General features: G+C 62.3%; 23 protein-coding genes and 1 pseudogene. 3 read left to right on the top strand and 21 right to left on the bottom strand.

Annotated features, from left to right (window positions below):
• The 11 genes from CHEJ32_RS0118510 to CHEJ32_RS25300 form a co-directional block, all read right to left on the bottom strand.
• Nucleotides 1–253: helix-turn-helix domain-containing protein (locus tag CHEJ32_RS0118510; RefSeq protein WP_028035118.1), on the bottom strand; the 253-nt coding region annotated here is incomplete at its 3' end.
• Between the two features lie 159 nt (nt 254–412).
• Nucleotides 413–1,183: an SDR family NAD(P)-dependent oxidoreductase gene (locus CHEJ32_RS0118505; protein WP_034658738.1), complete on the bottom strand. Its 771-nt coding sequence runs from the start codon at nt 1,181–1,183 to the stop codon at nt 413–415.
• Between the two features lie 2 nt (nt 1,184–1,185).
• Nucleotides 1,186–2,904, bottom strand: coding sequence for an SMP-30/gluconolactonase/LRE family protein (locus CHEJ32_RS0118500; RefSeq protein ID WP_028035116.1), 1,719 nt, complete (start codon nt 2,902–2,904; stop codon nt 1,186–1,188).
• Nucleotides 2,883–3,863, bottom strand: coding sequence for an NAD(P)-dependent oxidoreductase (locus CHEJ32_RS0118495; protein ID WP_028035115.1), 981 nt, complete (start codon nt 3,861–3,863; stop codon nt 2,883–2,885). The genes CHEJ32_RS0118500 and CHEJ32_RS0118495 overlap by 22 nt, the downstream gene beginning before the upstream one ends.
• Nucleotide 3,864: 1 nt before the next feature.
• On the bottom strand, nt 3,865–4,974 hold the full coding sequence (locus CHEJ32_RS0118490) for an ABC transporter ATP-binding protein (protein ID WP_028035114.1): 1,110 nt from the start codon (nt 4,972–4,974) through the stop codon (nt 3,865–3,867).
• A 1-nt stretch (nt 4,975) separates the two neighbouring features.
• Nucleotides 4,976–5,806: a carbohydrate ABC transporter permease gene (locus CHEJ32_RS0118485; RefSeq protein WP_028035113.1), complete on the bottom strand. Its 831-nt coding sequence runs from the start codon at nt 5,804–5,806 to the stop codon at nt 4,976–4,978.
• A gap of 9 nt (nt 5,807–5,815) precedes the next feature.
• Nucleotides 5,816–6,724, bottom strand: a complete 909-nt coding sequence (locus CHEJ32_RS0118480) for a carbohydrate ABC transporter permease (RefSeq protein ID WP_028035112.1) — start codon at nt 6,722–6,724, stop codon at nt 5,816–5,818.
• Complete coding sequence (locus CHEJ32_RS26370; RefSeq protein ID WP_198023883.1) at nt 6,721–7,767, bottom strand: succinylglutamate desuccinylase/aspartoacylase family protein; 1,047 nt, start codon at nt 7,765–7,767, stop codon at nt 6,721–6,723. Before CHEJ32_RS26370 ends, CHEJ32_RS0118480 begins: the two co-directional genes overlap by 4 nt.
• A gap of 79 nt (nt 7,768–7,846) precedes the next feature.
• Nucleotides 7,847–9,112, bottom strand: coding sequence for a sugar ABC transporter substrate-binding protein (locus CHEJ32_RS0118470; RefSeq protein ID WP_028035111.1), 1,266 nt, complete (start codon nt 9,110–9,112; stop codon nt 7,847–7,849).
• Between the two features lie 22 nt (nt 9,113–9,134).
• Nucleotides 9,135–10,304 (bottom strand): mandelate racemase/muconate lactonizing enzyme family protein, encoded by a 1,170-nt coding sequence (locus CHEJ32_RS0118465; RefSeq protein ID WP_028035110.1) that lies wholly within the window; start codon nt 10,302–10,304, stop codon nt 9,135–9,137.
• Entirely contained in the window at nt 10,301–11,245 is a 945-nt protein-coding gene (locus CHEJ32_RS25300) for a dihydrodipicolinate synthase family protein (protein WP_051469753.1), read from the bottom strand. Before CHEJ32_RS25300 ends, CHEJ32_RS0118465 begins: the two co-directional genes overlap by 4 nt.
• A 91-nt stretch (nt 11,246–11,336) precedes the next feature.
• Between CHEJ32_RS25300 and CHEJ32_RS0118455 the strand changes: the two genes are divergently transcribed.
• The gene (locus CHEJ32_RS0118455; protein WP_034658759.1) at nt 11,337–12,266 is read left to right on the top strand and encodes a 2-dehydro-3-deoxygalactonokinase; all 930 of its coding nucleotides are present in this window, start codon (nt 11,337–11,339) and stop codon (nt 12,264–12,266) included.
• 26 nt (nt 12,267–12,292) lie between these two features.
• Here the strand turns inward: CHEJ32_RS0118455 and CHEJ32_RS27465 are convergent.
• Nucleotides 12,293–12,493, bottom strand: a pseudogene (locus CHEJ32_RS27465) (UTRA domain-containing protein); the annotation flags it as partial.
• 184 nt (nt 12,494–12,677) lie between these two features.
• On the opposite strand from CHEJ32_RS27465, the gene CHEJ32_RS0118445 reads away from it, so the two are divergent.
• Nucleotides 12,678–13,313, top strand: a complete 636-nt coding sequence (locus CHEJ32_RS0118445; protein ID WP_028035107.1) for a DUF1326 domain-containing protein — start codon at nt 12,678–12,680, stop codon at nt 13,311–13,313.
• A gap of 4 nt (nt 13,314–13,317) precedes the next feature.
• A complete protein-coding gene (locus tag CHEJ32_RS0118440) occupies nt 13,318–14,169 on the top strand; it encodes a DUF2182 domain-containing protein (RefSeq protein ID WP_028035106.1) in 852 nt (283 codons plus the stop codon).
• 151 nt (nt 14,170–14,320) lie between these two features.
• Here CHEJ32_RS0118440 and CHEJ32_RS26365 read toward each other — a convergent pair whose 3' ends face one another.
• From CHEJ32_RS26365 to CHEJ32_RS0118395, 9 genes are all read right to left on the bottom strand, one after another.
• Nucleotides 14,321–15,577, bottom strand: a complete 1,257-nt coding sequence (locus CHEJ32_RS26365) for a methyltransferase (RefSeq protein ID WP_084032853.1) — start codon at nt 15,575–15,577, stop codon at nt 14,321–14,323.
• Between the two features lie 223 nt (nt 15,578–15,800).
• Complete coding sequence (locus CHEJ32_RS25290; protein ID WP_034658737.1) at nt 15,801–16,934, bottom strand: metallophosphoesterase; 1,134 nt, start codon at nt 16,932–16,934, stop codon at nt 15,801–15,803.
• Nucleotides 16,935–17,041: 107 nt separating this feature from the next.
• A complete protein-coding gene (locus tag CHEJ32_RS0118425) occupies nt 17,042–18,073 on the bottom strand; it encodes a proline racemase family protein (RefSeq protein WP_028035105.1) in 1,032 nt (343 codons plus the stop codon).
• Nucleotides 18,074–18,097: 24 nt separating this feature from the next.
• On the bottom strand, nt 18,098–19,264 hold the full coding sequence (locus CHEJ32_RS0118420; RefSeq protein WP_028035104.1) for a M20 aminoacylase family protein: 1,167 nt from the start codon (nt 19,262–19,264) through the stop codon (nt 18,098–18,100).
• Nucleotides 19,265–19,296: 32 nt separating this feature from the next.
• Complete coding sequence (locus CHEJ32_RS25285; RefSeq protein ID WP_051469751.1) at nt 19,297–20,118, bottom strand: ATP-binding cassette domain-containing protein; 822 nt, start codon at nt 20,116–20,118, stop codon at nt 19,297–19,299.
• Nucleotides 20,115–21,002 carry an ABC transporter ATP-binding protein gene (locus tag CHEJ32_RS0118410; RefSeq protein ID WP_028035103.1) on the bottom strand — a complete coding sequence of 296 codons (888 nt, stop codon included), beginning with the start codon at nt 21,000–21,002 and terminating at the stop codon, nt 20,115–20,117. Before CHEJ32_RS0118410 ends, CHEJ32_RS25285 begins: the two co-directional genes overlap by 4 nt.
• Before the next feature lie 9 nt (nt 21,003–21,011).
• On the bottom strand, nt 21,012–21,911 hold the full coding sequence (locus CHEJ32_RS0118405; RefSeq protein WP_028035102.1) for an ABC transporter permease: 900 nt from the start codon (nt 21,909–21,911) through the stop codon (nt 21,012–21,014).
• The gene (locus tag CHEJ32_RS0118400; RefSeq protein ID WP_028035101.1) at nt 21,908–22,915 is read right to left on the bottom strand and encodes an ABC transporter permease; all 1,008 of its coding nucleotides are present in this window, start codon (nt 22,913–22,915) and stop codon (nt 21,908–21,910) included. Before CHEJ32_RS0118400 ends, CHEJ32_RS0118405 begins: the two co-directional genes overlap by 4 nt.
• A gap of 54 nt (nt 22,916–22,969) precedes the next feature.
• Complete coding sequence (locus CHEJ32_RS0118395; RefSeq protein WP_034658736.1) at nt 22,970–24,526, bottom strand: ABC transporter substrate-binding protein; 1,557 nt, start codon at nt 24,524–24,526, stop codon at nt 22,970–22,972.
• Between the last annotated feature and the right edge of the window lie 77 nt (nt 24,527–24,603).

Raw genomic sequence — 24,603 nt, 5'->3', positions numbered from 1 at the left:
AGCGTTCGCGAACCAGCGTTACTGCATAATCCCGAACGCCGTCGCTGATCCGGTTGTTCGATGGCCGACCAATCGCCTTGTGCCGGATCGATGCGGCACCATCCGTCCGGATCCGCTCCAGCAGTCGACGCACCTGGCGCGTGCTTAACCCCAGAACATGAGCGGCCGTTACCAGCGTCATCCGACCATCGATGACCTTCGACAAAACCTCAATCCGCTGCAGATCACGCTCGCTCATCGCAATCAATCCCATCCGCAATCTCCCAGGTCATCTAAAACCCGGGGAGAGTGACATTCTTACATTGCAGAAACAGGACACTTTAACTTTGCGGCTACAGATCGAGTTCGCATAAGATATCTTATGGAACTGAGCCTCATCTATGTGCCTTGAGCCGCCATCGTCCGTTGGTTATCAGTACCCGCCGGAGAGAAAGATGGCCTCGCCGGTCATGAAGCTGCAGGCTTCCGAAGCCAGAAAGATGGCTGCACCCACCATCTCATCCACATGACCGGCGCGTCCCATCCAGTTCAATTGCCGCACATAGGCCGCCCAAGCCTCCGGATCCGCATCGCGGCGCCCGGCATTGCGATCGGTATCGATCAGGCCGGGAGCAAGCGTGTTGAGAAGTACGCCTTTCGGCGCATAATCACGCGCGAGGCTCTGCACGAGATTATGCTGGGCCGCCTTGGTCGCCGCATAGATCGAGACAATCCCCTTCGGCCGCAACTGGTTGATCGAGCCGATACTGACGACGCGTCCCCAGCCGCGTTCCGCCATGCCGGGCAAAGAAGCCTGCAACATCTCGACCGTAGAGCGCAGATTGACGTTCACCTGCGTCTCGAAATCCTCGTCCGTGACGGTGTCGAGCGTGCCATTGATCTGGGCCGAGGCGTTGATGACCAGGATATCGAGCGGCCCCGCCTCGTCCTCCGCCCGGCGGACCAGATCACGCCCGGCGCCGGCCGCGGCGAGATCACCGTGCACTGCCACACAAGAGCCGCTAGCTTCGACGATCGCCTCCGTGGTGACTCGCGTGGAGTCGGGCGTCTGGCCATGAACCACCACCTTCGCACCGAATTCCGCAAGGCCCCTGGCGACGGCCGCGCCAATGCCGCGGCTGGACCCGGTAACGAGCGCCGTGCGGCCATCAAGCCGGAATATCCCTCCGTAGCTGTGCGCCATCGCTAATCTCTCTTCTGCCCGAACCGGTGGGCCGGCACGCCCTTCACACCTGGCCTACAGGCAAAGATACCGCCGGAAAGCGGTGCTTCGGAAAGAGTAGAGGCGGGCAAGCGCGTGCGCGCGCTTGTGATGTAGAGTGTCGCCAGGTCAGGGCCCCCGAAGGCAACACTTGTCGGGCGCGGCACGGGTAGATCGATGACCTTGTCCAGCGTACCGTCGGCGCGATAGCGATTGACGCGCCAGCCGTCCCAGATCGCGCACCAGACACCCCCTTCCGCGTCCACGGCGATGCCGTCAGGCCTGCCCTCTTCCATCGGAATGGTAACGAAAACCCGGCGATTGGCGATCGTTCCGCTCGCCGGATCGCAGTCATAGGCGTAGATATGGCCGGGGACGGTATCGACGAAATAGAAAGTCCGGCCGTCCGGGCTCCAGTCGAGACCGTTGGCCACCGTGATGCCGGTCTCCTTCCGCTCGACGGCGCCGTCGGCGGCGATCCGGTAGAGCCCGCCTGTTGGACGGCTGGCGTCCAGCCGCATGGAACCAACCCAGATCGCGCCCGCCGCGTCCACCTTGCCGTCGTTGAGCCGATTGTCCGTCAGGCCCGCCTCGGGCTCGGCGAACGTCGTGAAAACGCCCTGGGCGAAATCGAACCGCTCTATCCCGTCCTGAGAGGCAACGAGCAGGGAGCCGTCCGCCGACGGGAAAACAGCGCTGACGAGCTTGTCCACGTCGCTGCTCTCGTTGCGGCCTGTCTTCGGATCAAAGCGGTGAACCGCGGGATGCAGGATGTCGACCCAGTAAAGCCGTTCTTCGCTGTCGATCCAGACCGGCGCTTCTCCAAGCTGCGCCCCCCAGGGGAGCACGCAGGTGACGGGAATGGAAGAAGCGGAGGAAGAGCGTGGGCGCGGGCCGGAACTGATGGCCACGGTCCCCGCATAGCCGGTGATGCGACGCGCGGCGGCCATCAGCTCGCGCCCCGTCGGATGAATGTTCTCGGCATTAAGCCGTGAAGAGGGCCCGAGCGCGACGAGAGCGCCGACGGGCGTGCCATCCTGCCCGGTAATGGGAGCCGCTACCGAATTTACCCCCGGCAGATGCTCCTCATAGGAGACCGCGTAGCCCCGAGCCCTGGTCAGCGTCATGTCGGCCTGGAGCTGCTGCTGGTCGGTGATGGTCTTATCCGTATAGCGCTCCAGCTTGAGGCGGGCGCTGAGCGCGCGTGCAAGTGCGGGCTCCTGGAAGGCAAGCAGCACCTTGCCCGCGGCGGTACAGTGGATCGGCACGCGCCGCCCCGCATCGACCCGCACGCCGAGACCGTCGCCCGAGCGCTGCTCGACATAGACGACCTGCTCGCCCTCGAGCCGGCAGAGCGCGACCGTTTCGCCGAGTTCGGCGGAAAGGCGCTCCAGTTCCGGGAGAGCGGCGGAGTTCAGGTCGAACGTGTCCCAAACCCGGTGCGACAATTCGAGGAAGCGCTGGCCCAGCGTATAGGTGCCGGTCTTCTCGTCGTGGCGGACGAGGCGGAACGCGATCAATGTGCGCAGGATGCGGGCAAAGGTCGGCTTGGGCAGGCCCGAGCGCTTCAAAAGTTCGGCAAAGCGCACGGGGCGGCTGGCATCCGCCACCATGTCGAGCAAGGTGAGACCCTTGGCGAGCGCGGCGGCGCCGACCGGCACATCCGGCTCCTCGCGAACGGTCAGTGCTTCCTCGACCGCCATGCGTCTGCCGCCTCGCTCAACATCCGTTCGATCGACCATTCGGGCTCATATCCAAGCAGGCTGCGAATCTTCGCATTCGAGGTGTGATAGTAGACGCCAGGCCCGGGGAGATCGATCCGCATTACCGGCAATCCCGTCACCGCCGACATCGCGTCGAGGAGCCTCGGAAAGTCGACCGGATCCGTGGCGCCAAGATTGAAGGTCTCCCCTACAGCCTCCGGCCTGTCCGCGGCAAGCAGGACGCCGCGCACCATGTCGCGTGTTTCCGTAATATGCATTTGGAACGGGCGGCCGTTCTCGTTCCAGGCGAGGATATGCGCTTCCCGGCCGGGATCGGCGGCGCGCAGCAATTCGGCGGCGGCATGATTGCCGAAGGCCTCCTGCTGCCGGATACGGGGACGCAGAAAGAAGCGTGGCCCTGAGAAGAAACTGTCCGGATCCAGCAATTCTTTCGCATCCTGCGTGTGGGAGAAGCGCAGGATCACCGTTTCCATGTGCCCCAAGCGCTGATGAAAGCGCACGAGCTCCTCTCCCAAAAGCTTGCTCAGGCCATAGGGGGAATTGGCGTTGAGCGGATGCTCTTCCGTGATGGGCAGGAATTGCGGCTTGTTCTCCGGATACACCTCGCCGGAGCTGGCGAAGACGAAACGGCGCACCCCCGCGTCCGCCGCCGCGTCAAGAAGAACACGCGTTCCCTCGACATTGGCGCGGAAGAGCCTGTCGCGGTCCTGCGGCTTCCAGGACATGAAGGCGCCGAGATGGAGGACCGTATCCACTCCCTCAACGGCACGCGAGCAGGCCTCGGCATCGTCGAAAGAGCCCGTTATCTCGGAATAGCCGGGCGACGGATTGCCGGAGGCGTTCAGGTCGAAACCGCGGACAGTGTCCCCGCGCGCAAGGAGCTGTTCGACCGTGGCGCGTCCCACGCGGCCGGCCGAGCCGGTAACCAGGAAAGTCATGTCAGTTCAGCGCCTCGCCGCTTTTTCCTTCGAACAGATGAAGCCGAGCCGGATCAAAGGAGAGCTTCAGCTCCTGTCCCTCTGCAAGCGGGCTCGAATGGGCGAGCCGGGCGATCAGTCCCTTGCGAGCCTCCTCGTCGTTGAGTCCGCTGAAGGTGTGCTCTCCGGCATCGAAATAGACGTATTTTTCCGAGCCAAGGCTCTCGATTAGGCTTGGGCGGACGATGAATTCCGTGCCACCGCCATCGGTGGAGATGTATTCGGGGCGGATGCCCGCGACGATGCCGCCATTCGAATGCGCTTGCATCAAGCGGTCGGCATTGACATTGACCGGCACCTCCTTGCCGAAGAGCCTGATCGCCGCGCCATTCGCCGGTGCGGCGGCGAGGAAATTCATCCCTGGCGAGCCGATGAAGCTTGCCACGAACAGGTTCTTCGGTTTCTGGAACAGCGTGTCGGGATCGGCGATCTGCTGGATCACTCCGTCCTTCATGATGACGACGCGGTCGGCCATCGTCATGGCTTCGATCTGATCATGGGTGACATAGATTGTGGTCACGCCGATGCGCTTGTGAAGCGCGCTGATCTCCGCACGCATATGGACGCGCAGCTTCGCATCGAGGTTCGACAGCGGCTCGTCCATCAGGAATGCCTGCGGCTCACGCACGATGGCGCGTCCAAGCGCCACGCGCTGGCGCTGCCCGCCCGAAAGCTGTTTGGGCCGGCGGTCCAGGAGATGCTCGACGGCGAGGATGCGCGCAGCCTCGTCCACGCGTCGCCTGATCTCGGCAGCAGGAACGCCGCGCATCTTCAAGCCGAAGCCGATATTGTCGCGCACGGTCAGATGCGGATAAAGCGCGTAGTTCTGGAACACCATGGCGATGTCACGGTCGCCGGGCGCCAGATCCGTGACGTCACGCCCGCCGATCAGGATGCGGCCGCCGGAGGCCGGCTCCAATCCTGCGAGGATCTTGAGCATCGTCGACTTACCGCAACCCGATGGACCGACGAGCACGACAAACTCGCCATCCTCAATCTCCAAGGAAAATTCCTTGAGAACGTTGAGAGCCCCGTAGCTTTTGTGGACGTTCTGGATGCTGATGCTGGCCATGTCATTTCTCCGCGCCGGCTGTAAGTCCGCCGACCAGGTAACGCTCGAGGAAAAGATAGATGACGATGATGGGGACCGCGATGAACACGGCTGCGGCGGCGATCTCGTTCCAGTCGGTGACGTATTCGCCCTTCATGGTGGTGATGCCGAGATTGGCCGTCCAGCTTCCCTGCTCATTGGTAAGGAAGGTGCGCGCATAGGCGTAGTCGGCCCACGAGAGCACGAAGGCGTAAAGTGCTGTAGCCGCAAGGCCAGGCGTGGCGATCGGCAGGATGACGCGGACCATGGCGGAAAGCGGCGAGCAGCCGTCCACCATCGCAGCCTGCTCCAGCTCGCGCGGGATCGTATCGAAATAGCCCTTCATCATCCAGGTCGTGAACGGGATGATGAGTGTCGAATGGGCGATCACCAGGGACCAAAGGCTGCCGATCAACCCGACACTGCGGAAGATGCTGAAGAGCGGAATGACGAGCAGGGTGGCCGGCAGCATCTTCGCCGTCAGGATGAAAAGGCCGAGGCTGTGCCCGCCACGCACCGAGAAGCGCGACAGGCTATAGCCCGCCAGCACGGAGACGAACATGGAAAGCGCGACCGAACCCAGCGCCGCGAGTGTGGAATTGAGGAGCCAGAGCGGGATCGGCCGCTCGGCCCAGACCTTGGTGAAAGTCTCCCATTGCGGGCTTTCCGGCCAAAAGGTCGGCGGCAGCTGCGACAGCTCCGCGCTGGTCGCCAGCGCGGTGACGACGAGCCAATAGATCGGAAACAGCAGGAACGCGCAGACGGCGACGACGCCGGCATAGAGCGCGATGTTCTGAGAGGTTGTTCGTTTCATCGGATATCCTCAGTACATGGCCTTGCTGCCGCGGCCGAGCATGGCCATGCTGGCCACGACGCATAGAAGCAGCGTGATGACGCCCACGGCCGAGGCATAGCCGAACTTGAAGAAGCCGAAGGCCTCGTTATAGGTCATGATCGACAGCGTCTGGGTCGCCTTGAGCGGGCCGCCATCCGTGAGCACCTTGATGATGGAGAAGTCCCGGAAGACCCACAGCGTGACGAGCACCATGGTGACGCCGAGCACCGGCATCAGAGAGGGTATGGTAATCCAGCGCAGGCGCTGGAAAGCATTCGCGCCGTCCACCTTGGCCGCGTTGTAGAAATCCTCCGGGATGGATTGAAGGCCCGCGAGGGTCATGATCGAGACGAAGGGGTAGCCTTTCCACACCATGGTGGTGGCAACCACCCAGAATGCGGCGGTGGTGTCGGAGAACCAGGCCACCATCTGGTTCGCGAGGCCGAGTTTGATGAAGATCCAGCCCATCAGGCCGAAGGACGAATCGAAGATCCAGGCGAAGATCACCGTCGCGATCACCTCCGGCACCGCCCAGGGCAGCGCCACGGCGAGCCGCGCCAGCCTGCGCCCGCGGAACCGGTTGTTGACGAGCAACGCCGTGCCTAGCCCCACCGCGAGACAGGCGATCGTGACGACCACGACCAACTTCAGCGTCACCCAGCAGGTCTGCCAGAACTCAGGTGAGGAGAACAGTTTTTGGTAATTCTCCAGCGTGAACGGTTTGCGCGGCGCGCCCATGCGCGGCAGCTTCACGTCCTGGAAGGAGAGGTCGATGGAGATGATGAGCGGATAGACGATGATGGCGGCGACGAGGATCACCGCCGGCGCGAGCAGGATATAGCCGAGCCAGTGCTGCCGGCTGGGCCGGGCAAGATCGATGAGCTTGCCTCTCCTCATGCGGGCGGTCCATCGGCCGCGCTGTCCATCCGCCCCCACATAAAGGCCTGCACGTCCTTCTCGAAGTTCTGCTTGATCCATAGCACAAGGGCTCCCTCGAATGGCGCAAGGACCGGCCGGTCCCCATCAAAGGCGGCCACCTCGCCCTTGGCAAAGGGCCGGAAGTCGCCGGGAGGGGCCAGGAACCGCATCTGCGCCGTGCGGGTGAATTCAGGAATTTCCACGACGATATCGCGCCGTGGACGCGTATCGCGCCCTGTCGCAATGGCCAGGAAATCGGCTTCCGAGATCATGCCGTTAAGCTGCAAAAGCCGCGCGATTGCCGAAAGCGCCACCTGCTTGCTTTCTGCGGCAAAGAACAGGCCGCATTCCAGGGTGATGCCGACGGCAGGGGAGTCGGGGTCGGAAAACTGCCGGTAGTTCGACAGGGTGGGCGCGTGCGCGCTGCCCTGGTTGAAGAAGAAGCGGGTGTGCGGCACCCCGATCCGCTCCGCCAGGCCGATGGCGCGTGTGCCCGGTCGCAGCACGAAATACGGAGAGGCCTCATAGGGCGTCGCATGAAGATCGAGCAGGAAATCCGCATCGGCTAATAGCGGGCGCAGTTCACGCGCCCTCTCCAGCTCGACGGTCCGCCCCTCTCCATCAAGCTTTTCGTCCGACCAGACGCGGTTGAAATCCTCCTCCACGAAACGGGTCCCGTAAGGGTCGATCCCATTGGAAGCCTCATAGGCCGCGACATTGCAGATTGCCAGGGAAAGGCGCCCCCTCAGGGGCTGAAACCCCCGTTCCAGAAGAGCGACGACCGCCTCCAGGCCGCCGGGTTCGTTCCCGTGGGCAAGGCAGGTGACGAGGATATGCGGGCCGGCTTGGCCGCTATCGAAAGTGAAGGCGTAGGGGATGCCGATATTGCCGCGCCGATACGGTTCGAGATCGCGCTTGGCGATGCCTGCATGGCGACGCTCTTCTTGCAGGCGTGCGGTAACGCCCTCCGCTTCCTGCAACAGGGCATCACCAGCGCCACTCGGGTTCGCAGTTTCATTCATCGAGGCTTCCGCTCCTTCGAAGGGCATGCCGGCCGGGTTGTGCCCGGCCGGTCGCATTCAATTCCCGGCAGATCGCGCTCTATTGAAGCGCGACGGCCTTCTCCTGCATCCGCTTGGCGACCTCGGCGGGATCGAGATCTTCGATGATCATCCGCTGGGATTCCTCCTGCACCATCTTGGAGAACTCGTTGAACGGGATCTCCAGGCCGACGGGGATGCGGTCGACGCCGGCCGCGTTTGCCGCCTGCTGCGCCTCGACCAGCAGGTCGAAGTGCGGGATTTCGGCCTTGGCCGCGCTTACATCGGCGCGCGGGCTCGGCGGGGTCGATGCCGCGAGCTTGGCAAAGGAGGACTGGAATTCGTCAGAAGTAGCGATGCTGATGAAATCCCAGACGAGCTCTTTTCTCTCCTCGTCGATCTCGCTCGGCATGGCGAGGACGTTCGAGGAGCCGCCGAGCGGCGGATCGAAGGGCACTTTTGCCAGCTTCAGCTTATCCTTGGCAGCACCTTGTTCCATGATCGCGTAGAGCCAGGGGCCATCCACCCTCATGGCAATGCGGCCATCGGCGAAGAGCTTGCGGATGTCGCCGGCGGTAAGATCGCGCGGGCTCAGATTTTCGCTGATGACGGTCTTCCAGCGCTGCAGGCCTTCCACCATCTCAGGCGTGTCGATGGTCACCTCGCCTTCCGCATTGGTGTAGCTGGCACCGGCATCCAGGAGGTAGCTTGCCATCTCTGCCAGATACTGGCCGGCTCCGCCCTTTGTCTCATGGCCGGTGCCATACTGGTCCGGAATGCCGTCGCCATTGGTATCCTTGGTGAGCTTGCGCGCGGCGGCAAGGAACTCGTCCCAATTCGTGGGAACCGCGACGCCCTCGCTTGCAAGCATCTCCTCGTTATAGGCGAAGATCGCCCCATAATAGAGCATCATGATGCAGACGATCTCGCCCTGCCAGTTGCAGGCCTTCTGGCCGGACCAGCCGTCGAGGTTCAGGCCGGATTTCTCGATCCAAGGCGTCAGGTCCTCAAGCCAGCCATTGTCCGCGAAGCTATGGAACTCGAAGGAGGCGAGATGCACGATGTCGGGCGGATTGCCGCCGGCAAAGAGCGTCGTCATCGTGTCGGCGTAAGCTGCGCGCTCGACCTTCGTCCACTCGATCTTGTGCTCGGGATGGCGCTTTTCGAACTCGGCGATGACCGAGGCCCACCAGTCACCCACGCCCTTCTCGTCCTTCTGCCAGGAAACGAATTTCAGCGTGTCGGCCAGCGCCGGTGTCAGCGATGTCGTCGCGAGCATCGCACCCACCGCCAAGGCGGCTGCAGCTTTGAGAAAGCGAGCTTTCATATGTGTCTCCTCCACGATCGGTTCAGTTGCTTTTTAGTAGTCTCAATGCTTCTTCAGATGGCCCCACGCCGAGACCAGGTCCGCTGGGCGTGATGTACTCCCCTTCCCGGCAGTCCATGTCACCTACGATCAGGTGCCGGTTGGGCTCGAAGATCGAATGCTGGAACTCATGCGCGGTGATGTTGGAGAGGGCGGCACTCGCCTGCAGGCTGGCGGCAAGGAAGATGCCCGCGCCAATCGTTGCATGCGGGATCACCTCGATGCCGTGCTCGCTTGCATAAGCGCCGATACGCATGAAATCGGTGATGCCCTTGTGGCCCATCTCCGGCTGTACGATGGAGATTTGGCATTGCGGTACGCGGTGATGCATGTCGTAGACCGTGCGCCATTCCTCGCCCACCGCGATGGGCACATCCACGGCCGCGCAGACCTGTGCGAGTCCCGCGATATTCTCCGTCCGCACGGGCGCCTCGGCAAACCAGGGGGCGTGAGGCACCATCTCTTCGATAAGAGCGATCGCCTCTCCTGGCGTATGCGCCCAATGCATGTCGCAGGCAATCCGCACATCAGGCCCGAGACGCTCGCGCAGCGTGGCGAACTCGGCTCCAGGCCCGTCATCCGCCACCGGCAGGGCAAATTTGAATGAGGTGAAGCCGCGCTCGCGCCAGTGCTGCGCGAGATCGGCCCGCGCCTCTCGCGTCTTCTCCGGCAGGCCGGAGACATAGGCGGGGATGCGCGCCCTCGCCTTCCCTCCGAGCAATTCCGCGATGGGCTTTCCGGCGATCTTTCCCGCGATGTCCCAAAGCGCGATATCGATGGCAGCAAGTGCATCGACATAAAAGCCGCCCGTATAGCCGCGCACGCGCATCAGGTCATAGAGATCGTCATGGATGGCAGCCGGATCCGTGGGATCGCGGCCAATGGTGAAATCGGCAAACAGGTCATCAATGATGGCGATGACCGCACCCGGGGCGACCAGCCCATAAGTCTCGCCCCAGCCGGTCACTCCGTCCCGCGTCCGGATGCGCACCAGCACGCTGCGGTCGAAGGTCGGATAGACAGTCTTGTTGCCCTTGCGGACGAGATAGCCACGCGCATTCGGCTCTTCTCCCGGACGCGATGCGCCGAGATAGGGCGTCTCACGCGGTATCGTGAGAGTGAAAACCTCGACGCTGGCGACGCGGTCCGTCATCCGAGCGCACCCGCGATCTTGGTGGGCACCTGCACCGCTGCGGGAAGCGCCAACGCATCGATTTCGGCAAGGCACGCGTCGATATCAGCGACCGCTTGCGCGTCAAGCTCTGGCGTAGGCGCGCGAACGATGGTGTTCTCGCAAACGCCGCGCCGCATCAGTACATGTTTGGTGAGCCGCATCCGGTAGACCGCCTGAAGCGTGAGCAGCGGGAGCGTGCGCACATAGATTTCCCGCGCCAGCGCTTTGTCGCCCGAGCGGAAGGCGCGGTCGAGCGCCACATGCTGCGCGGCAATCTCCAGCGCAGGCATGGCCGCGCAGGCGCCACGCGCATATTCGTCAAGGACATAGCGCGATCCACCGCCGCCGATGACGCCGGCAAGATGCGCGGGCGCGCCCTCTACCAGGCGAGAGATGGCGGGTCCGGCGGGCAGGGTCTCCTCCTTTACATAAGCGATCGCGGGGACCTGCCCGACGACATCGAGGATCGTCTCCGGCGACAGATCGCTGCCGCGCGGCGCCGGCGCATTCTGGAGAATGATCAGCGCCTCCGGCAAGCCCCGGCTCACCTCACCCATGAAGGCCGCGACCGCTTCCGGTGAACTCCCCACCGCTTTCGGGGGCTGGATCATCAAATGCCGCACGCCCCTTGCAAGCGCCTGACGGCCGTAGCCGACCACCTCCTCCACGGTCGAGGCGCTGGCCCCCGCCACGATTGGAACGGCCCGCCCGACTTCCTCGACGCAGACCTGCAGCAGGGTCTCGCGCTCGCTCGCGGAAAGCGTCTCGACCTCGCTTGCAAAGCCGGGAAACACCACGCCGTCCACGCCGGCCTCCAATGCGAAAGCAACGATGCGCCGCATCGCGGGAACGTCGATTCCGCCCTCCTTCGTGAAGGGCGTGGGAAGGACCGGCAGGATCCCGCTCAAGTCTTGATGCATCGCTATGTCCAAATAGTGAGACTATGTTTCATTAATTGACACTATCAGCGCGATGCGCCTATGACAAGTCCAATCAAGCAGGGGAATGCTGATGCTCGATATCGAGGAAAATGCTCACGCGATCGTCGTCGACTGGGGAACTACTTCGCTGCGCGCCTATCTGGTGACGCGGAAGGGCTTCGTGCTGGCGGAGAAGGAGACCGAGAGCGGCGGCATCCAGTTCATCACGAATGGCAGGTTCGAAGAGAGCCTGATGGAAGCCGTCGGCGGCTGGCTGGACCGCATCGGAAAGATTCCGGTGATCGCTCTCGGGATGGTAACGAGCCGCAATGGGTGGGTGGAAGTGCCCTATGCGTCCTGCCCTGCGGATGCCCAGACGCTTGCCAAGGGCACGATGCGCCGGACGCTCCCCAATGGTTCGGACCTGATCTTGCTGCCTGGCCTAACCGACCCCGCGGCATCACCCTTTCCCGACGTGATGCGTGGCGAGGAGACGCAAATCGTGGGCTTCGGGCTTGCCGACGACATCACCCTCGTATTACCCGGCACCCACAGCAAATGGGCGCGGGTAGCGGACGGAGCCATCGCCTCTTTCCAGACCTTCGTCACCGGCGAACTATACGCGCTGCTCACCAAGCATTCCTTCATTGCCAGAAGCGCAGGCGGGGCTGTGGACGGCGCTGCGAACTGGGACGTCTTCAACCGTGGCGCCCGGCTGGTGGCGGAGAGCCGGACGCCCGTACTTCTTTCCCAGCTCTTCTCGGCCCGCACAGGAATGCTCGCCGGCGAGCTCCGGGCGCAAGACATTCGCGACTATGTGTCGGGCTTGATCATCGCGCATGAATTCGCCCAGGCGCGTGAGCGGGGTTGGTTCGTTTCGGGCGACCATATCGGCATCGTCGGCAATGATGGCCTTAACGAACGCTATGCCCGTGTGGCTCCCCTCTTCGGCCTTTCGGCCGCCCAGGGCGCGGACGATGTGGTGATCCTCGGTGCGCTGGAGATTGCTTCGAATCTGTGAATGGGGGCCAGGGCCGCAGCATGACCTCACTCGACGACGAGATGCACTCGGTCGGCGGGAAAACTCGAAATGCCCCACGCGATCGGCAGGCCGGACATGTCCGTGTTGATCTTTGTGGTTTCGATGATGAGACGGGTACGCGCAATGCCGAGCAAATCGGCCTCCTTCTGATCCGGCAGGCGGATGCTGATACGCGTGTTCTTGCGCCGGTAATCCTCGACGCCGAACTGTCTTAGCGCAGCCGGTGCTCCGGCCTAGGATGCTGCCGGATACCGCACGGCCTGACGACAAACTGCTTAAGCCGTTTGGGGAACTCGACTGAATGACCGGCACGGCGGATAATACGAGGTTGACCTGAGGGGCCATCCGTTCGCTTCCGCCAGCCACGGCGGAGAAGAAGAGGAGGAGATGATGCCCGATACAGAATGGTCTATCAAAGGCCGGGAATTCATCCACTGCAATTGTGCATATGGTTGTCCCTGCCAGTTCAATGCCCGCCCCACTAAGGGCAACTGCTACGCCATCGGCTTCATCGAAATCGACGAAGGCCATCACGGTGAAACGCAGCTTGACGGGCTGAAGCTTGGCATGATCGTGAGATGGCCGGGCGCCATCCACGAAGGCGGCGGAGAAATCGTTCCCATTGTTGACGAGCGCGCATCGGATGACCAGCGGGATGCACTGCTGCGGATCATGAGCGGCGAGGATACGGAACCAGGCGCGACCTTCTTCCAGGTTTTCTCGACCACATTCGAGAAGGTGCACGAGCCCATGTTCACGCGCATGGAAGTCGAAATCGATCCCGAGACCCGCTCGGCGCGCGTGAACGTGCCGGGACTGGTAGTGGCGCGGGGCGAACCCATTCTCAATCCGGTGACAAATCAGGAGCACCGCGCGCGGATCAACCTGCCGCACGGCTTCGAATACGATCTGTGCGAAGTGGGCCGCGGGTGGGGCGAGACAAAGGGACCGATAGCGCTCAGCCTCGAAGACTCGCATGCGCATTTTGCCAGGCTGCACATGACAGGGACTGGCGTCGTCCACTAGCGCAATGACCGGGACTGTCCTTGAAACGGTTTTGCGGCGGGACCGGATCGTCGTCGCCGGCGCGCTTGCAGCCGTTACCGCTTTGGCCTGGTCCTACATCTTCTGGCTTTCAGGATCCATGCGGATGGAGGGCGGAAGCGCGGATGCCGACATGTCCGGAATGACAATGCCCGATACCATGATGGGTCCGGGTTCCGTGATGATGCCGGAAATCCATTCGTGGAGCGGGGCCGAGTTTGCGTTCGTGTTTGCGATGTGGGCGGTGATGATGGTCGGCATGATGACGCCTTCGGCCGGCCCGATGATCCTTATCTATGCCGGCGTGGGACGGCAGGCGGCCTTGAAAGGAAGGCCGCTGGCCGCGACCGGGTTCTTTGCCGGCGGGTATCTGCTCGCCTGGGCGGCATTCTCGCTGTTTGCAACGATGGGCCAGTGGGGGCTTGAAAAAGCGCTCCTGCTTACGCCGGCAATGGCAAGTGCCAGCCATGTCCTCAGCGGGATGATCCTGGTCGTGGCGGGTCTTTATCAATGGACACCGCAGAAGGATGCCTGCCTGGCGAACTGTCAGGCACCGCTGATTTTCATCCAGCGGAACGGAGGCTTTCGCCGGGATGCTTTCGGTTCTCTGCGGCTCGGCTTCAAGCACGGCCTCTATTGCATCGGATGTTGCTGGGCGCTCATGGCGCTCCTGTTCGTGGGCGGGGTCATGAACATCCTCTGGATCGCCGCCATTGCGATCTTCGTTCTGGCCGAAAAGATTTTGCCGTCCGGGCGAATTCTCACTCGAGTCGCGGGTGCTGCGCTGATCGCTGCGGGCATATGGCTTGTTGCAACGCCATATTTTGCGACAAACTGACGAATGGTCTAAGTGAAGACGTGCTCAGCGGTGCGAGCATCGCTTTGCCGTGTGCTTCTTCATGCCTGGGTATCGGGCAGGCAAGATTTCTCCTGCCGAAACAGCGGTTGTGAGAGAGAGGCCATTGCGACAGAAGCGAGTCGGCCGAAGGTCAATCTTCATTCAGACGACTTCTGGCGTTTGAGAACGAAGGAATTGACCTACCTCCAGGCTCAACTCGGCCTGAAATCTCGGATCCTCTCGCCTCCGCTGATGGCACGTTGCCTAACAGTTGTTCGTAAAAACCTCGTGCGACCGAAAGCCCAAGCGGGCGGTTTGCCGCCTCCAGATGTGCGACGAAATCGGCATCAGGACCAGGGGGCCGAATTTCACTGCTCGCGCTCATTGCCCATCGCACGAGGCCGTCGCCGAATTCGGCACCGAGAACGCGCGCCCATTGATCATATTTCGTGGCAAATTGGACGCGCCGCTGAGTTCCATCGCGCCGGAGAAAGAGAAGGCCTCGCCTTATCCTCCGCAGTCTGCCGTGTGCGTGGGGCACGACGAAGGGGGCAAGCCATTTCCTCACCTCGAACTTGACGCCACGATCGACGCACCAAAGCTCGAGGAACAGCGCCTGGTATTCGTTCGCCATCGGACTTAGCCACTCTTCGAGATTGTCAAAGAACGTGGCCTTGCTCCAATCCTTGACACACAGATTCATCTGCACGATCCCGTCGGGCCGCAGATGCGTGTTCAGTTCGCGGAAGAAGCGGAACAGAATCTGCTCCCCCGATTCCAAAGCGTTCCTCGGCATCAGCTCCATACCGACCGGTGCATTGAAAACGATCCGGTCATAGCTTGCTCCAGGCACGGCGGAGAACAGGTTGGATTCCACGGCATCCACATTCCGGATACCGTTGAGCGCCACGTTGAAGCGCGTAAGCATGAGGGCGCGCGGATTGACGTCCAGCGCGGTCACCTGCCTGCAATAGGACGACATCGCGAGCGCGATAATCCCGCAACCGCAACCCATATCGAGGCCGTTCTCGGCTTCCTCCCTCACCAGAAGATTGGCGATCGCCGGCCCCTCCCACATCGGGTCGACATAGAGATCGCGGTCCTTCGTCCGACGCACGGCACGCATGGACCGTCGCAAATCGGAATAGACGAGATGGGGTCCGATCATCTGCGCCTGGAAAAGGGGGATCAGCTGATCCCCCTCGCCTTGGATCATACTAAGACGCATCATCATTTCGACGGCTTGCGCGGTCAACGCCTGTTCGATGTCTCTGCGTGGCCGGCACTGGCCGCTCGCCAGAAGCTTGACTGGCTTGATGCCACCGTTCAAGGCGGCGATCATCGCGCTACCCAATGCGGCAATCGCCGCATCATCTTCCCGCGTCCAGCTCAGCATAGGCAATGACATCGAGCGCCCCCTCCGTGGACGATTGCCAAAGTAATTTCCAGGCCATAGCCCAGCCAAGCTGCCGCACGCGTGAAGCGAGCCTATTCCGGCACATTCGTTTTATGGCAGGATATCGCGACACGGACAGTGGGCAAAAATGCCTAACCCGCTGCCGAAAGGAGGTAGGTGTCTGCCGGCTTGGGCGCGCAGGCGCCTGCAAGGTCGAATGACCAGTTCCGGTCCTCTATCCGCCGCCAGCACCGATCCTCTTGCTGAAGGCGTGGGTGAACAGCACGCCTCCATTGTCGTCGGCAGCTTCCGCGAGCACGACGTCTAAAAAATCGTTGGTGATGCGTGCCAGCGCAAAGCCCCCCATGAACGCCGCCTTTGGCTTGAACAGGTCAAGCCCATCGCCTCGGTAGATCATCGGCGTTTCATGCTGGTGTCCGTGAAAAAGGCCGATCACATTGTAGCCGGCGACGGCTCCAAGCAGCGCGCGTCTATCGGCTTCGCTCCACCAATGCGGCGGACCCAGTCCTTCGTCATCGAAGGTCCGCCGTCCCGGGTCCCAATCTTCGGAGGAGAACGGGTCCCAGCCATAATGCTGAAACAGCACGACCGGTCGGCCATCTCCCGCCGACGCCGCAAGGTCCTGCTTCAGCCAAGGCAAGCTGTCGACCGCATCCTTGGTCTTGTCACCGCCGAAGCGGTGAAGCTGGACGAGATGCAAACCGCCCCAATCCCAGGAATAACAATCCGATTCAGCGTCATAATTGCCCGCCGGAACAGGTGGCTTGAAAAAGACCCCAGGCCGATGGTTAATCTCGACATAATCGCGCAACTCGCGACGATACCAGTCGACATGCGGCTTCGGGCCGTCCTGATCAAGATCGTGATTGCCCAGTCCGGCATAGACCGGGAAATGCACGCGGCCGTCTCCCACACCCTGCTGATAACGGTGACTGAACTGCAGGAGTTGAGTGCCTTCGCTGGGCAGGGTGATCTGGCCGCCTCCGTCATCCGTCATGTCGCCGCCAATGATCAGTCCCGCGGGCATCGCGATTGGTGCGCCGGCGCTGGCAAGCCCGCTCGGGGTTCCGCCGGTTTCCGTCGGCCAGCGGTGTTCCGTTATCCCGTTCAAGGCTGCGATGTGGCTCAGCAGGTTTTCGTCGGTCTTTCCCTCCTGCTGGCAATTGGGGCTAAGCCCGCTTGCCATCCGGCAGGCATGTATGTCGGCGGCAAAGAGAAAGGTGACGTCAAAGGGCGGAAGCCGCTGACTACCCTGCCCTAAGCTTCGCGACGGCAGAAAGCAGGACGCGCCTGCGCCAAGCGCAAGTCCCAGCATGCCGCGTCTGGAAAACTGTCCGGGCTTGCTCATCAGCGGGCAACCTCAGCATCGGCCCAAGTTAACCGCAACCGGCGCCAATGGCCAGACGGTGCAGGATGGATGCTGTGAAGAGTGATGGAGCGCCGCGGCGATCCGCTCTACAGGATCTCCGGCCAGGTGTCCGATAGGCGATAACCTTCCGGCCAGGGATCGGACGGGTCCAGCATGTGCTGGTGCGTGCCGGTGATCCAACCGCGGCCGACGATCAGTGGATATATTGCCGGCCTGCCATCGATGCTCGTCTCCGACTGAATGCTACACCGGAACTCCGAACCGATGATGGAGCGGCCGACGAAGGTTTCGCCGACGGAAAGTTCTCCTCGGGCATGCAGAACGGCCATGCGGGCCGAGCATCCCGTACCCGTGGGCGAGCGGTCGATCTTGCCGGGGCGAATGACGACTGCGTTTGCACCTGTCAGCAGGCCAGCCTCCCGCGTGACGGGAGCCGCAATCTGGCAGAAGGAAAAATGGCTCCACTCCGGATTCTCCGGGTGAGCGAAGCCGATCTGTTCATTGGCCGCGGCGGTGATCTTCACCCCGATCTTCGCCATATCCCGCGCTTCGTCGGGCTGTATCGAGAAGCCAAGGTCGCGAGCGTCGACAATGACGAAACTGTCGCCACCATAGGCCGTATCGACCTTGATCGTGCCGAGGCCGGGCACTTCCAGCGGAACGCCGAGCCGGTCCGCGAAGGAGGGCACGTTGCGCACCTCAATGCGCTCAGCCTTGCCATTCCGGCACTCGGCCGTCACCTCGACCAAGCCGCCCGGCGCTTCGAGCACGATTTTCGTCACCGGCTCCTGCATGGGGAGGATGCCGGTGTCGAGCAATACCGTTGCGACGCAGATGGAATTCGAACCCGACATGGGCGGCGTGTCGGCCGGCTCCATGATGATCCAGCCCATGTCGGCGGATGGGTTCTTCGGCGGGACGAGAAGATTGACGTGCCGGAAAACTCCGCCGCGCGGCTCGTTCAGGACGAAATTGCGCAGGGTCTCGTCGCGGGCGATGAACCGGGATTGCTCCCAGACCGTATCTCCTGGCGGCGGCTGAACGCCGCCGACGATCACGTCGCCTACTTCACCCTCGGCATGGCAGCTCACGACATGGATGATCTTGGACGTCCGCAAATCCACCCTCCCTTCACGGGCCGGCTATTTCAGCCGCTGGTCAACCAGGGACACCCAGTAGCGGAGGCCGTGAATGATCGCATCATCATTGAAGTCATAGGCAGGGTGATGCAATCCCGCCGAATCCCCGTTGCCGATCCAGATGAACGCGCCGGGGCGCTTCTCCAGCATATATGAGAAATCCTCTGAGCCCATCGTGCGGGGGCAGTTCCCGTCTACCCGTTCTGCACCAGCCACGCTGGATGCGGCGGCGATCGCGGCAGCGGTCATTTCTGGATCATTGACGGTGACGGGATAGCCTGGACGCCAATCGATCTCCGCTTCCAGCCCGAACAGCTTGCCTGTCATCGAGACGATCTCGCGGAAGCGCGCTTCGACGGACTTCCTCGTCTGCGGATCGACGGTGCGAATCGTTCCGCCGATATTGATCGACGCCGGAATGACATTGAGTGCGGTCCGGCTTCCGCATTCCATATAGGTGACCGACACCACGACCGGATCGAACGGATCCGTATAGCGGGATGCGATAGATTGGAGCGCCGTGACCAGATGCGCACTCGCGAGCACCGGGTCGGGTGTACGGTGCGGTTCCGCGGCGTGGCCTCCGCGCCCGCTGAGCGCGACCATGAAGCGGTCTCCGGCAGCAAGGATCGCGCCCGGCCTGGTTGCGAACGAACCGACGGGCAGGCCCGGCTCATTGTGCATGCCGAAGACCTCATCAATGCCGAAGCGCTCGAGCAACCCTTCCTCGATCATCTTGCGTCCGCCCGCCCCACCCTCTTCCGCCGGCTGGAACACCAGCACGACCGTGCCAGCGAAATCCCGGTGCGCCGCGAGGTGTCTGGCGGCTGCGAGCAGCATTGCCGTGTGACCGTCATGGCCGCAGGCATGCATCATGTTGGGGACTTTCGAAGCGTACGGAAGGTTCGTCTGTTCCGACATCGGCAGGGCGTCCATATCGGCCCGGAGGGCGATGGTGCGCCCGCTTCCCAGCCGGCCTCTTATGACGCCGACGACCCCGGACTGGGCGATCCTGGTGACAACCTCGTCGCATTCGAACTGCCTGAGCTTCTCGGCGACCAGCGCCGAGGTTTTCGGAAGGTCGAACAGCAGTTCCGGATGCTCGTGGATCTGCCGGCGCCATGCCATGGCGTCTTCGGCGATCTGCTCCAAGGTTTCGTGGGGCGTCATCTTGTTCTCCGTTTCGGCTGCCAGCTGGGATCTCACCCGGCCCGACGGAACGGCGAGCGGTCCGGATCGGGATCGGGCATGGCATCCAGCAGCATCCGGGTATACTCGCTCTTCGGGAAATCGAAAATTTCCGCGACCTGTCCCTGCTCCACCAGCTTGCCGCGATAGATGACAGCCACCTCGTCGCAGATATAACGGATCACGCCGAGATCGTGGCTAATGAAGAAATAGGTGAGGCCGAGTTCGGTCTGCAGGCGGTGGAGAAGGTTCAGCACCTCGGCTTGAACCGATACGTCGAGCGCGGATGTCGGTTCGTCTAGTATCAGCAGTTCCGGCCCGACGGCGAGCGCCCGCGCAATTCCGATACGCTGCCTCTGGCCGCCCGAGAATTCGTGCGGATATCGAAACAGGTGCTCGCTGCGCAGTCCCACCTGTAGCAACAGTTCCACCACGCGCTCCGTGCGTTGGCGCGCCGTCATGTTCACGCTATCGCTATGGATGACCAGCGGCTCGGCGACGATATCGTGGATGGTCATGCGCGGATCGAGCGAGGCGTAGGGGTCCTGGAACACGATCTGCAACCGCGAGCGAAGCCGACGCATCTCCTGCGGCGGCAACCGGTGAATGTCGGCACCATCGAAGAGGATGCTGCCGGAAGTAAGGTTCTCCAGTCGCAGGATGCAGCGGGTGAGCGTGGTCTTGCCGGAACCGGACTCCCCAACCAGGCCGAAACTGGCGCCCTTCTTGACGGTCAGGCTGACATCGTCGAGTGCCGTGAAGCCTTCACTCTTTGCGAAAAAACCACGGCGCGGTCCCGGAAACACTTTGGTGACGTTGCGAATATCGAGGCTCATGCCAAGGCCTCCGGCTGCAAGTCGCCCAAGCCGCGCAACTCGCCACGCTTGGTGTGCACGGTCGGTACGGAGTCCAGCAGAGCCCGCGTATAGCTGTGGCTCGGCCGCTTCAACACGTCGTGCACCGCGCCGGCCTCGAGGATCCTGCCGCAATACATCACGGCGACATGGGTGCAGATCTGGGCGACCACCCCGAGATTGTGGGTAATCAGCAGGACTCCGATATTGCGTTCGGCCACCAGCTCGTGGATCAGGCGAAGAACCTGCGCCTGCACCGAAACGTCGAGCGCGGTCGTCGGCTCATCGGCGATCAGGAGATCCGGCTTGCCGATCATGGCCATGGCGATCAGCACGCGCTGGCGCATGCCCCCGGAAAACTGATGCGGATAGTCGTTGATCCGTTCCGAGGCATTGGGAATACCAACCTTGCCGAGCATGTCGATCGCGGTCTGCCTCGCCGCATCCTTGAATTGGCGGCGGCTAGCGCCGGGCGAAAGCCCGAGCACCGATGGATCGGCATGACCGGCATGAAGCGCGACATCGACGAGCTGCGTGCCGATCCTGAACGCAGGATTGAGGTTCGTCGTCGGATCCTGGAAGATCATGCCGAGATGCCGGCCGCGCAGCGCGCGCATTTCGCGATCGGTTGCCTTGAGCACATCAATGCCCTGGAATTCGATCGAACCGGCCAGATAGCGTCCCGGCGGAGTGGGGATCAGGCGCGAGATCGAAAGGCCGGTCAGCGACTTGCCGCTACCGGTCTCGCCCACCATACCCCAGACCTCCCCACGCTTGATCGTCAGGTCGATGCCGTGCAGGATCGGCGTCTCCCCCTCATAGCTTTTCATCGAGAGCTGCAGATTGCTGATTTTGAGAAGCGTCATCGCGCGGCCCTACCGACGTGCTTTCGGATCAAGTATGTCACGCAAACCGTCGCCGAGGAGATTGAAGGCAAAGACGGCGAGGAAGATCGCCATGCCCGGCGCAACTGCCGTCCACCAATAGTCCGGCATATAGCTGCGGGCTGTGGAAAGCAGAGTTCCCCATTCTGGCGTCGGCGGTTTCACGCCGATCCCCACAAAGCCGAGCGAGGCCACGGTCAGGATGGCGAAGCCCATGTCGAGCGAAGCCTTCACGACCACCGGTGAGACGATGTTGGGCAGGATATGCCGGCAGAGAATGCGCAGCGGTCCGGCGCCCAGCGCCCGCGCGGCGACGACGAACTGCTCCTCCTTCTTGCCGATGACCTCACCGCGCACCAGCCGCGCATAGGCCGGCCACCAGGTGACGGAGATGGCAACGATCATGTTGAACACACCGGTGCCAAGAGCGGCAGCCACCGCCATGGCGAGGATGAGGCTTGGTATGGTGAGGAACAGATCGGTTACGCGCATCAGTGTCTCGTCGGCCCAGCCCCCGACATATCCGGCGATTGCGCCAATGGCGGTTCCCACCACCACGGCGATGAAAACGACGGCAAGCCCTGAAAACAGAGATACCTGCGAGCCGACAAGCACCAGCGAAAATATGTCCTGGCCGAGTTCATTGGTGCCGAACCACGCGTCGGCGGACGGAGGCTGGAAGCGCGCGGCGGTGTTCGTCACTCCGCCGACATGCTCGGGGTACGGCACGATGTAGGGCGCAAGAAGGGCGGCCACGATCAGCAGGATGACGATGGCGAGCCCTATCATCGAGAGCCAGCTCTGGCGGAACCGATAGAAGGCCCGGCTCCAATTCTCCATCCGCGCGGACTGGCTGCGGGCCGGTATGGTGAGGGGATGCTGCACTGTCATGCGTAGCGTACCTTCGGATTGAAGACGCCGTAGAGGAGATCGACGACGAGCATCGTGATCAGATAAATGATGGCGATCACCAATGTGACGCCAATCACCGGCATGAAGTCCTGGGTAAGGATTGCCTGCGAAGCGTAGAGACCCAGGCCCGGCCAGTCGAAGACCGTCTCGACAAGCACCGTTCCGCCGAGCAGCCAGGATACATAAAGGCCGATGACCGTCAGCGTCGAGGTCATGGCGTTCTTCAGCACGTATTTGAACAGGATGAGGCGGTTCGACAGACCGAGCGCGCGCTCGGTCATCACGTAGTCCTGCTGCAACACTTCGATCGTTGAGGCGCGCATCATGCGCATGATCGTGGCGAGCGGAGAAAGCGCCATCGCAAAGGCGGGCAGCACCAGATGAGCGATCGCGACGCGAAGGGCATAGAAGTCGCCGGCCAGAAGCGAGTCTATCGTGTAGAAGCCCGTTATCGTCTCCGGTGGCATCTCGATGAAGGGATAACGGCCGGAAAGCGGCAGCCATCCCAGCCATGCGGCGAAGGCGAGCTGCAAGAGCAGCCCGAGGAAGAAGCGCGGCATTGCGATGCCGCCGAGCGCCAGCGTGCGGGTGGCATAATCGAGCGCACCATTGCGATAGACGGCAGTGAGCAGCCCGAGCGGAATGCCGATCACGACGGCGAGCAGCAGCGCCGCAAAGACCAGCTCCAAGGTCGCCGGCAGGTAGGTGAGAATATCCTCGAAGACCGGGCGGCGGGTGAAGACCGACGTGCCCCAATCACCCTGAAGAAGGCCGGTGACGTAGGTCCAGTATTGGATGGGCAGCGGCTGGTCGAAGCCGAATTCCTGCCTCAGCTGCGCGATCGTCTCTGCCGAAGCATTGGGGCCGGCGGCGAGGCCGACGGGGTCCCCCGGCAGCAGACGCGCGACGACGAAGAGAAGCAGCGTGAGACCGATCAGGATCGGAACGACGAGCACCAGCCGGCGCAGAATGAAATACAGCATGCAGGGCTCCACGTTTCGGCGGGCGAACGGTTCTGCTCGCCCGCCGGCGGGATATCAAACAAGCGACAGCGGCCAGACTTCCATCGTGTTCGCCGCGACGGGGCAGAACTCATAGTTCTGGACGGTGTCGAGCACGGCAAATTTGCGCGACTCCAGCACGCCGAAGACATCCGGGGCGTCTTCGATGATCACTTCCTGGAACTTCCTGTAAAGTTCGGCGCGCTTGGCCGTATCCACCTCGGCGCGGGCGTCCTCGATCAGCTTGTCGACTTCCGGATTGTTGTAGACCGGGTTCTGCCACTGGCCGTTGCGCGACGAGTGGTAACCGGCAAAGGCCGTGTTGTCGGGATCGGCATAGTTCGCCGACTGGAAGATGGAATAAAAATCCGTCATCGTGTCGGGCGACTTGGCCATGGAAACGATCTCTGGCCAAACCATCGGACGGATATCGAGCCCGATATTCAGCGCCTTGAGCGATTCCAACATGATCAGGCACCACCGCCTCTGGTTCTCGTATCCGGCGGCATGCATCATGGTAAGCGTGAAGCCGCCGTTCTTGTGCTCGGACTGGGCGAGGTATTCCTTGGCCTTGTCCATGTCCTGGCGGTAAACCTGCAGCTCGGGAGCGTGGCCGAACATGCCGGTTGGCAGTGGGCCGTGCATAAGCTGCGCAGGCCCGGCAGCATCGAGCATGGCCTGATAATTGTAGGCGTAGGAGATCGCCTTGCGCAGGTTCTTGTCGGCAAGGGGCCCCTTTGCCGTGTTCATCTTGATCGAGAAGCTGCGGTAATCCGGCTCCATGACCCGCACCACATGCGGCATGTCCTTGATGGCTTCCATGTCCTCCGCGAACATGTCCAGCGCGAAATGTACCTGCCCGCGCTGGAGCATCAACCGTGTGGTCGCGGCCTCGCGAACGATCTTCCAGATCGCGCCTTCAAGATTACCACCTTCGTGCCAGTCATTTTCGACGCGGATGAGCTCGTAGAGATCGCCCGGCCGCGCCCTTCCCATCTGGAAGGCGCCCGATCCGGCGATGTTGGCCAGCAGGTAGGACTGCCCGTCGTCATCTCCGAGATTGGCTTCGACGAGCTTGGAGTTGACGACGAACATCCAAGGCAGAACGGAAAGCAGAGGTGCAAAGGGCTGCTTGAGTGACATGGTGACGGTCATCTCGCCCGTCGCCTTGACGCTGTCGGCATCGAGGATGCCAGCCACCATCCAGGCAGCTCCCTGCTGCAGCCGCAGGAGGCGAGCGAAGGAGTATTCCACATCCTTTGCCGTAACCGGGGTGCCATCGTGGAACCGGGCGTTTTCGTTCAGTTCGAACGTGTAGGTCATGCCGTCTTCGGACTGGGTCCAGCTCTTGGCAAGTCCCGGAGCCGGTTGGGGCGGGTTACCAACCACGCGCACCAGCGCATCATAAGTATTGCGAAACAGCCATTGCGGAGCATAGCCGGTGGCGACGTGCGGATCGAAATTCGGTATGTCGACGGTGCTGGCCAGCACCATGATCTTCCTGCCCTGGGCATTTGCGTGCCAGGGCAGCACCGCGGCAATGCCTGCCCCTGCAGAACCGATCAGAAACTGGCGTTTGTTGAGTCTCAGCATGTCCGTTCCCCTTGATGTTGCCGGCTTGGCCGGAGGTTGGAGGCAGGCCGGCTAAAAGCTGCCGGCCTGCTGCGTTG

The organism is Chelativorans sp. J32 (genome assembly GCF_000518985.1).
Lineage (GTDB): Bacteria > Pseudomonadota > Alphaproteobacteria > Rhizobiales > Rhizobiaceae > Chelativorans.
The sequence above is the reverse complement of the archived record's forward strand: the minus strand, read 5'-3'. Positions and strand labels throughout refer to the sequence as shown.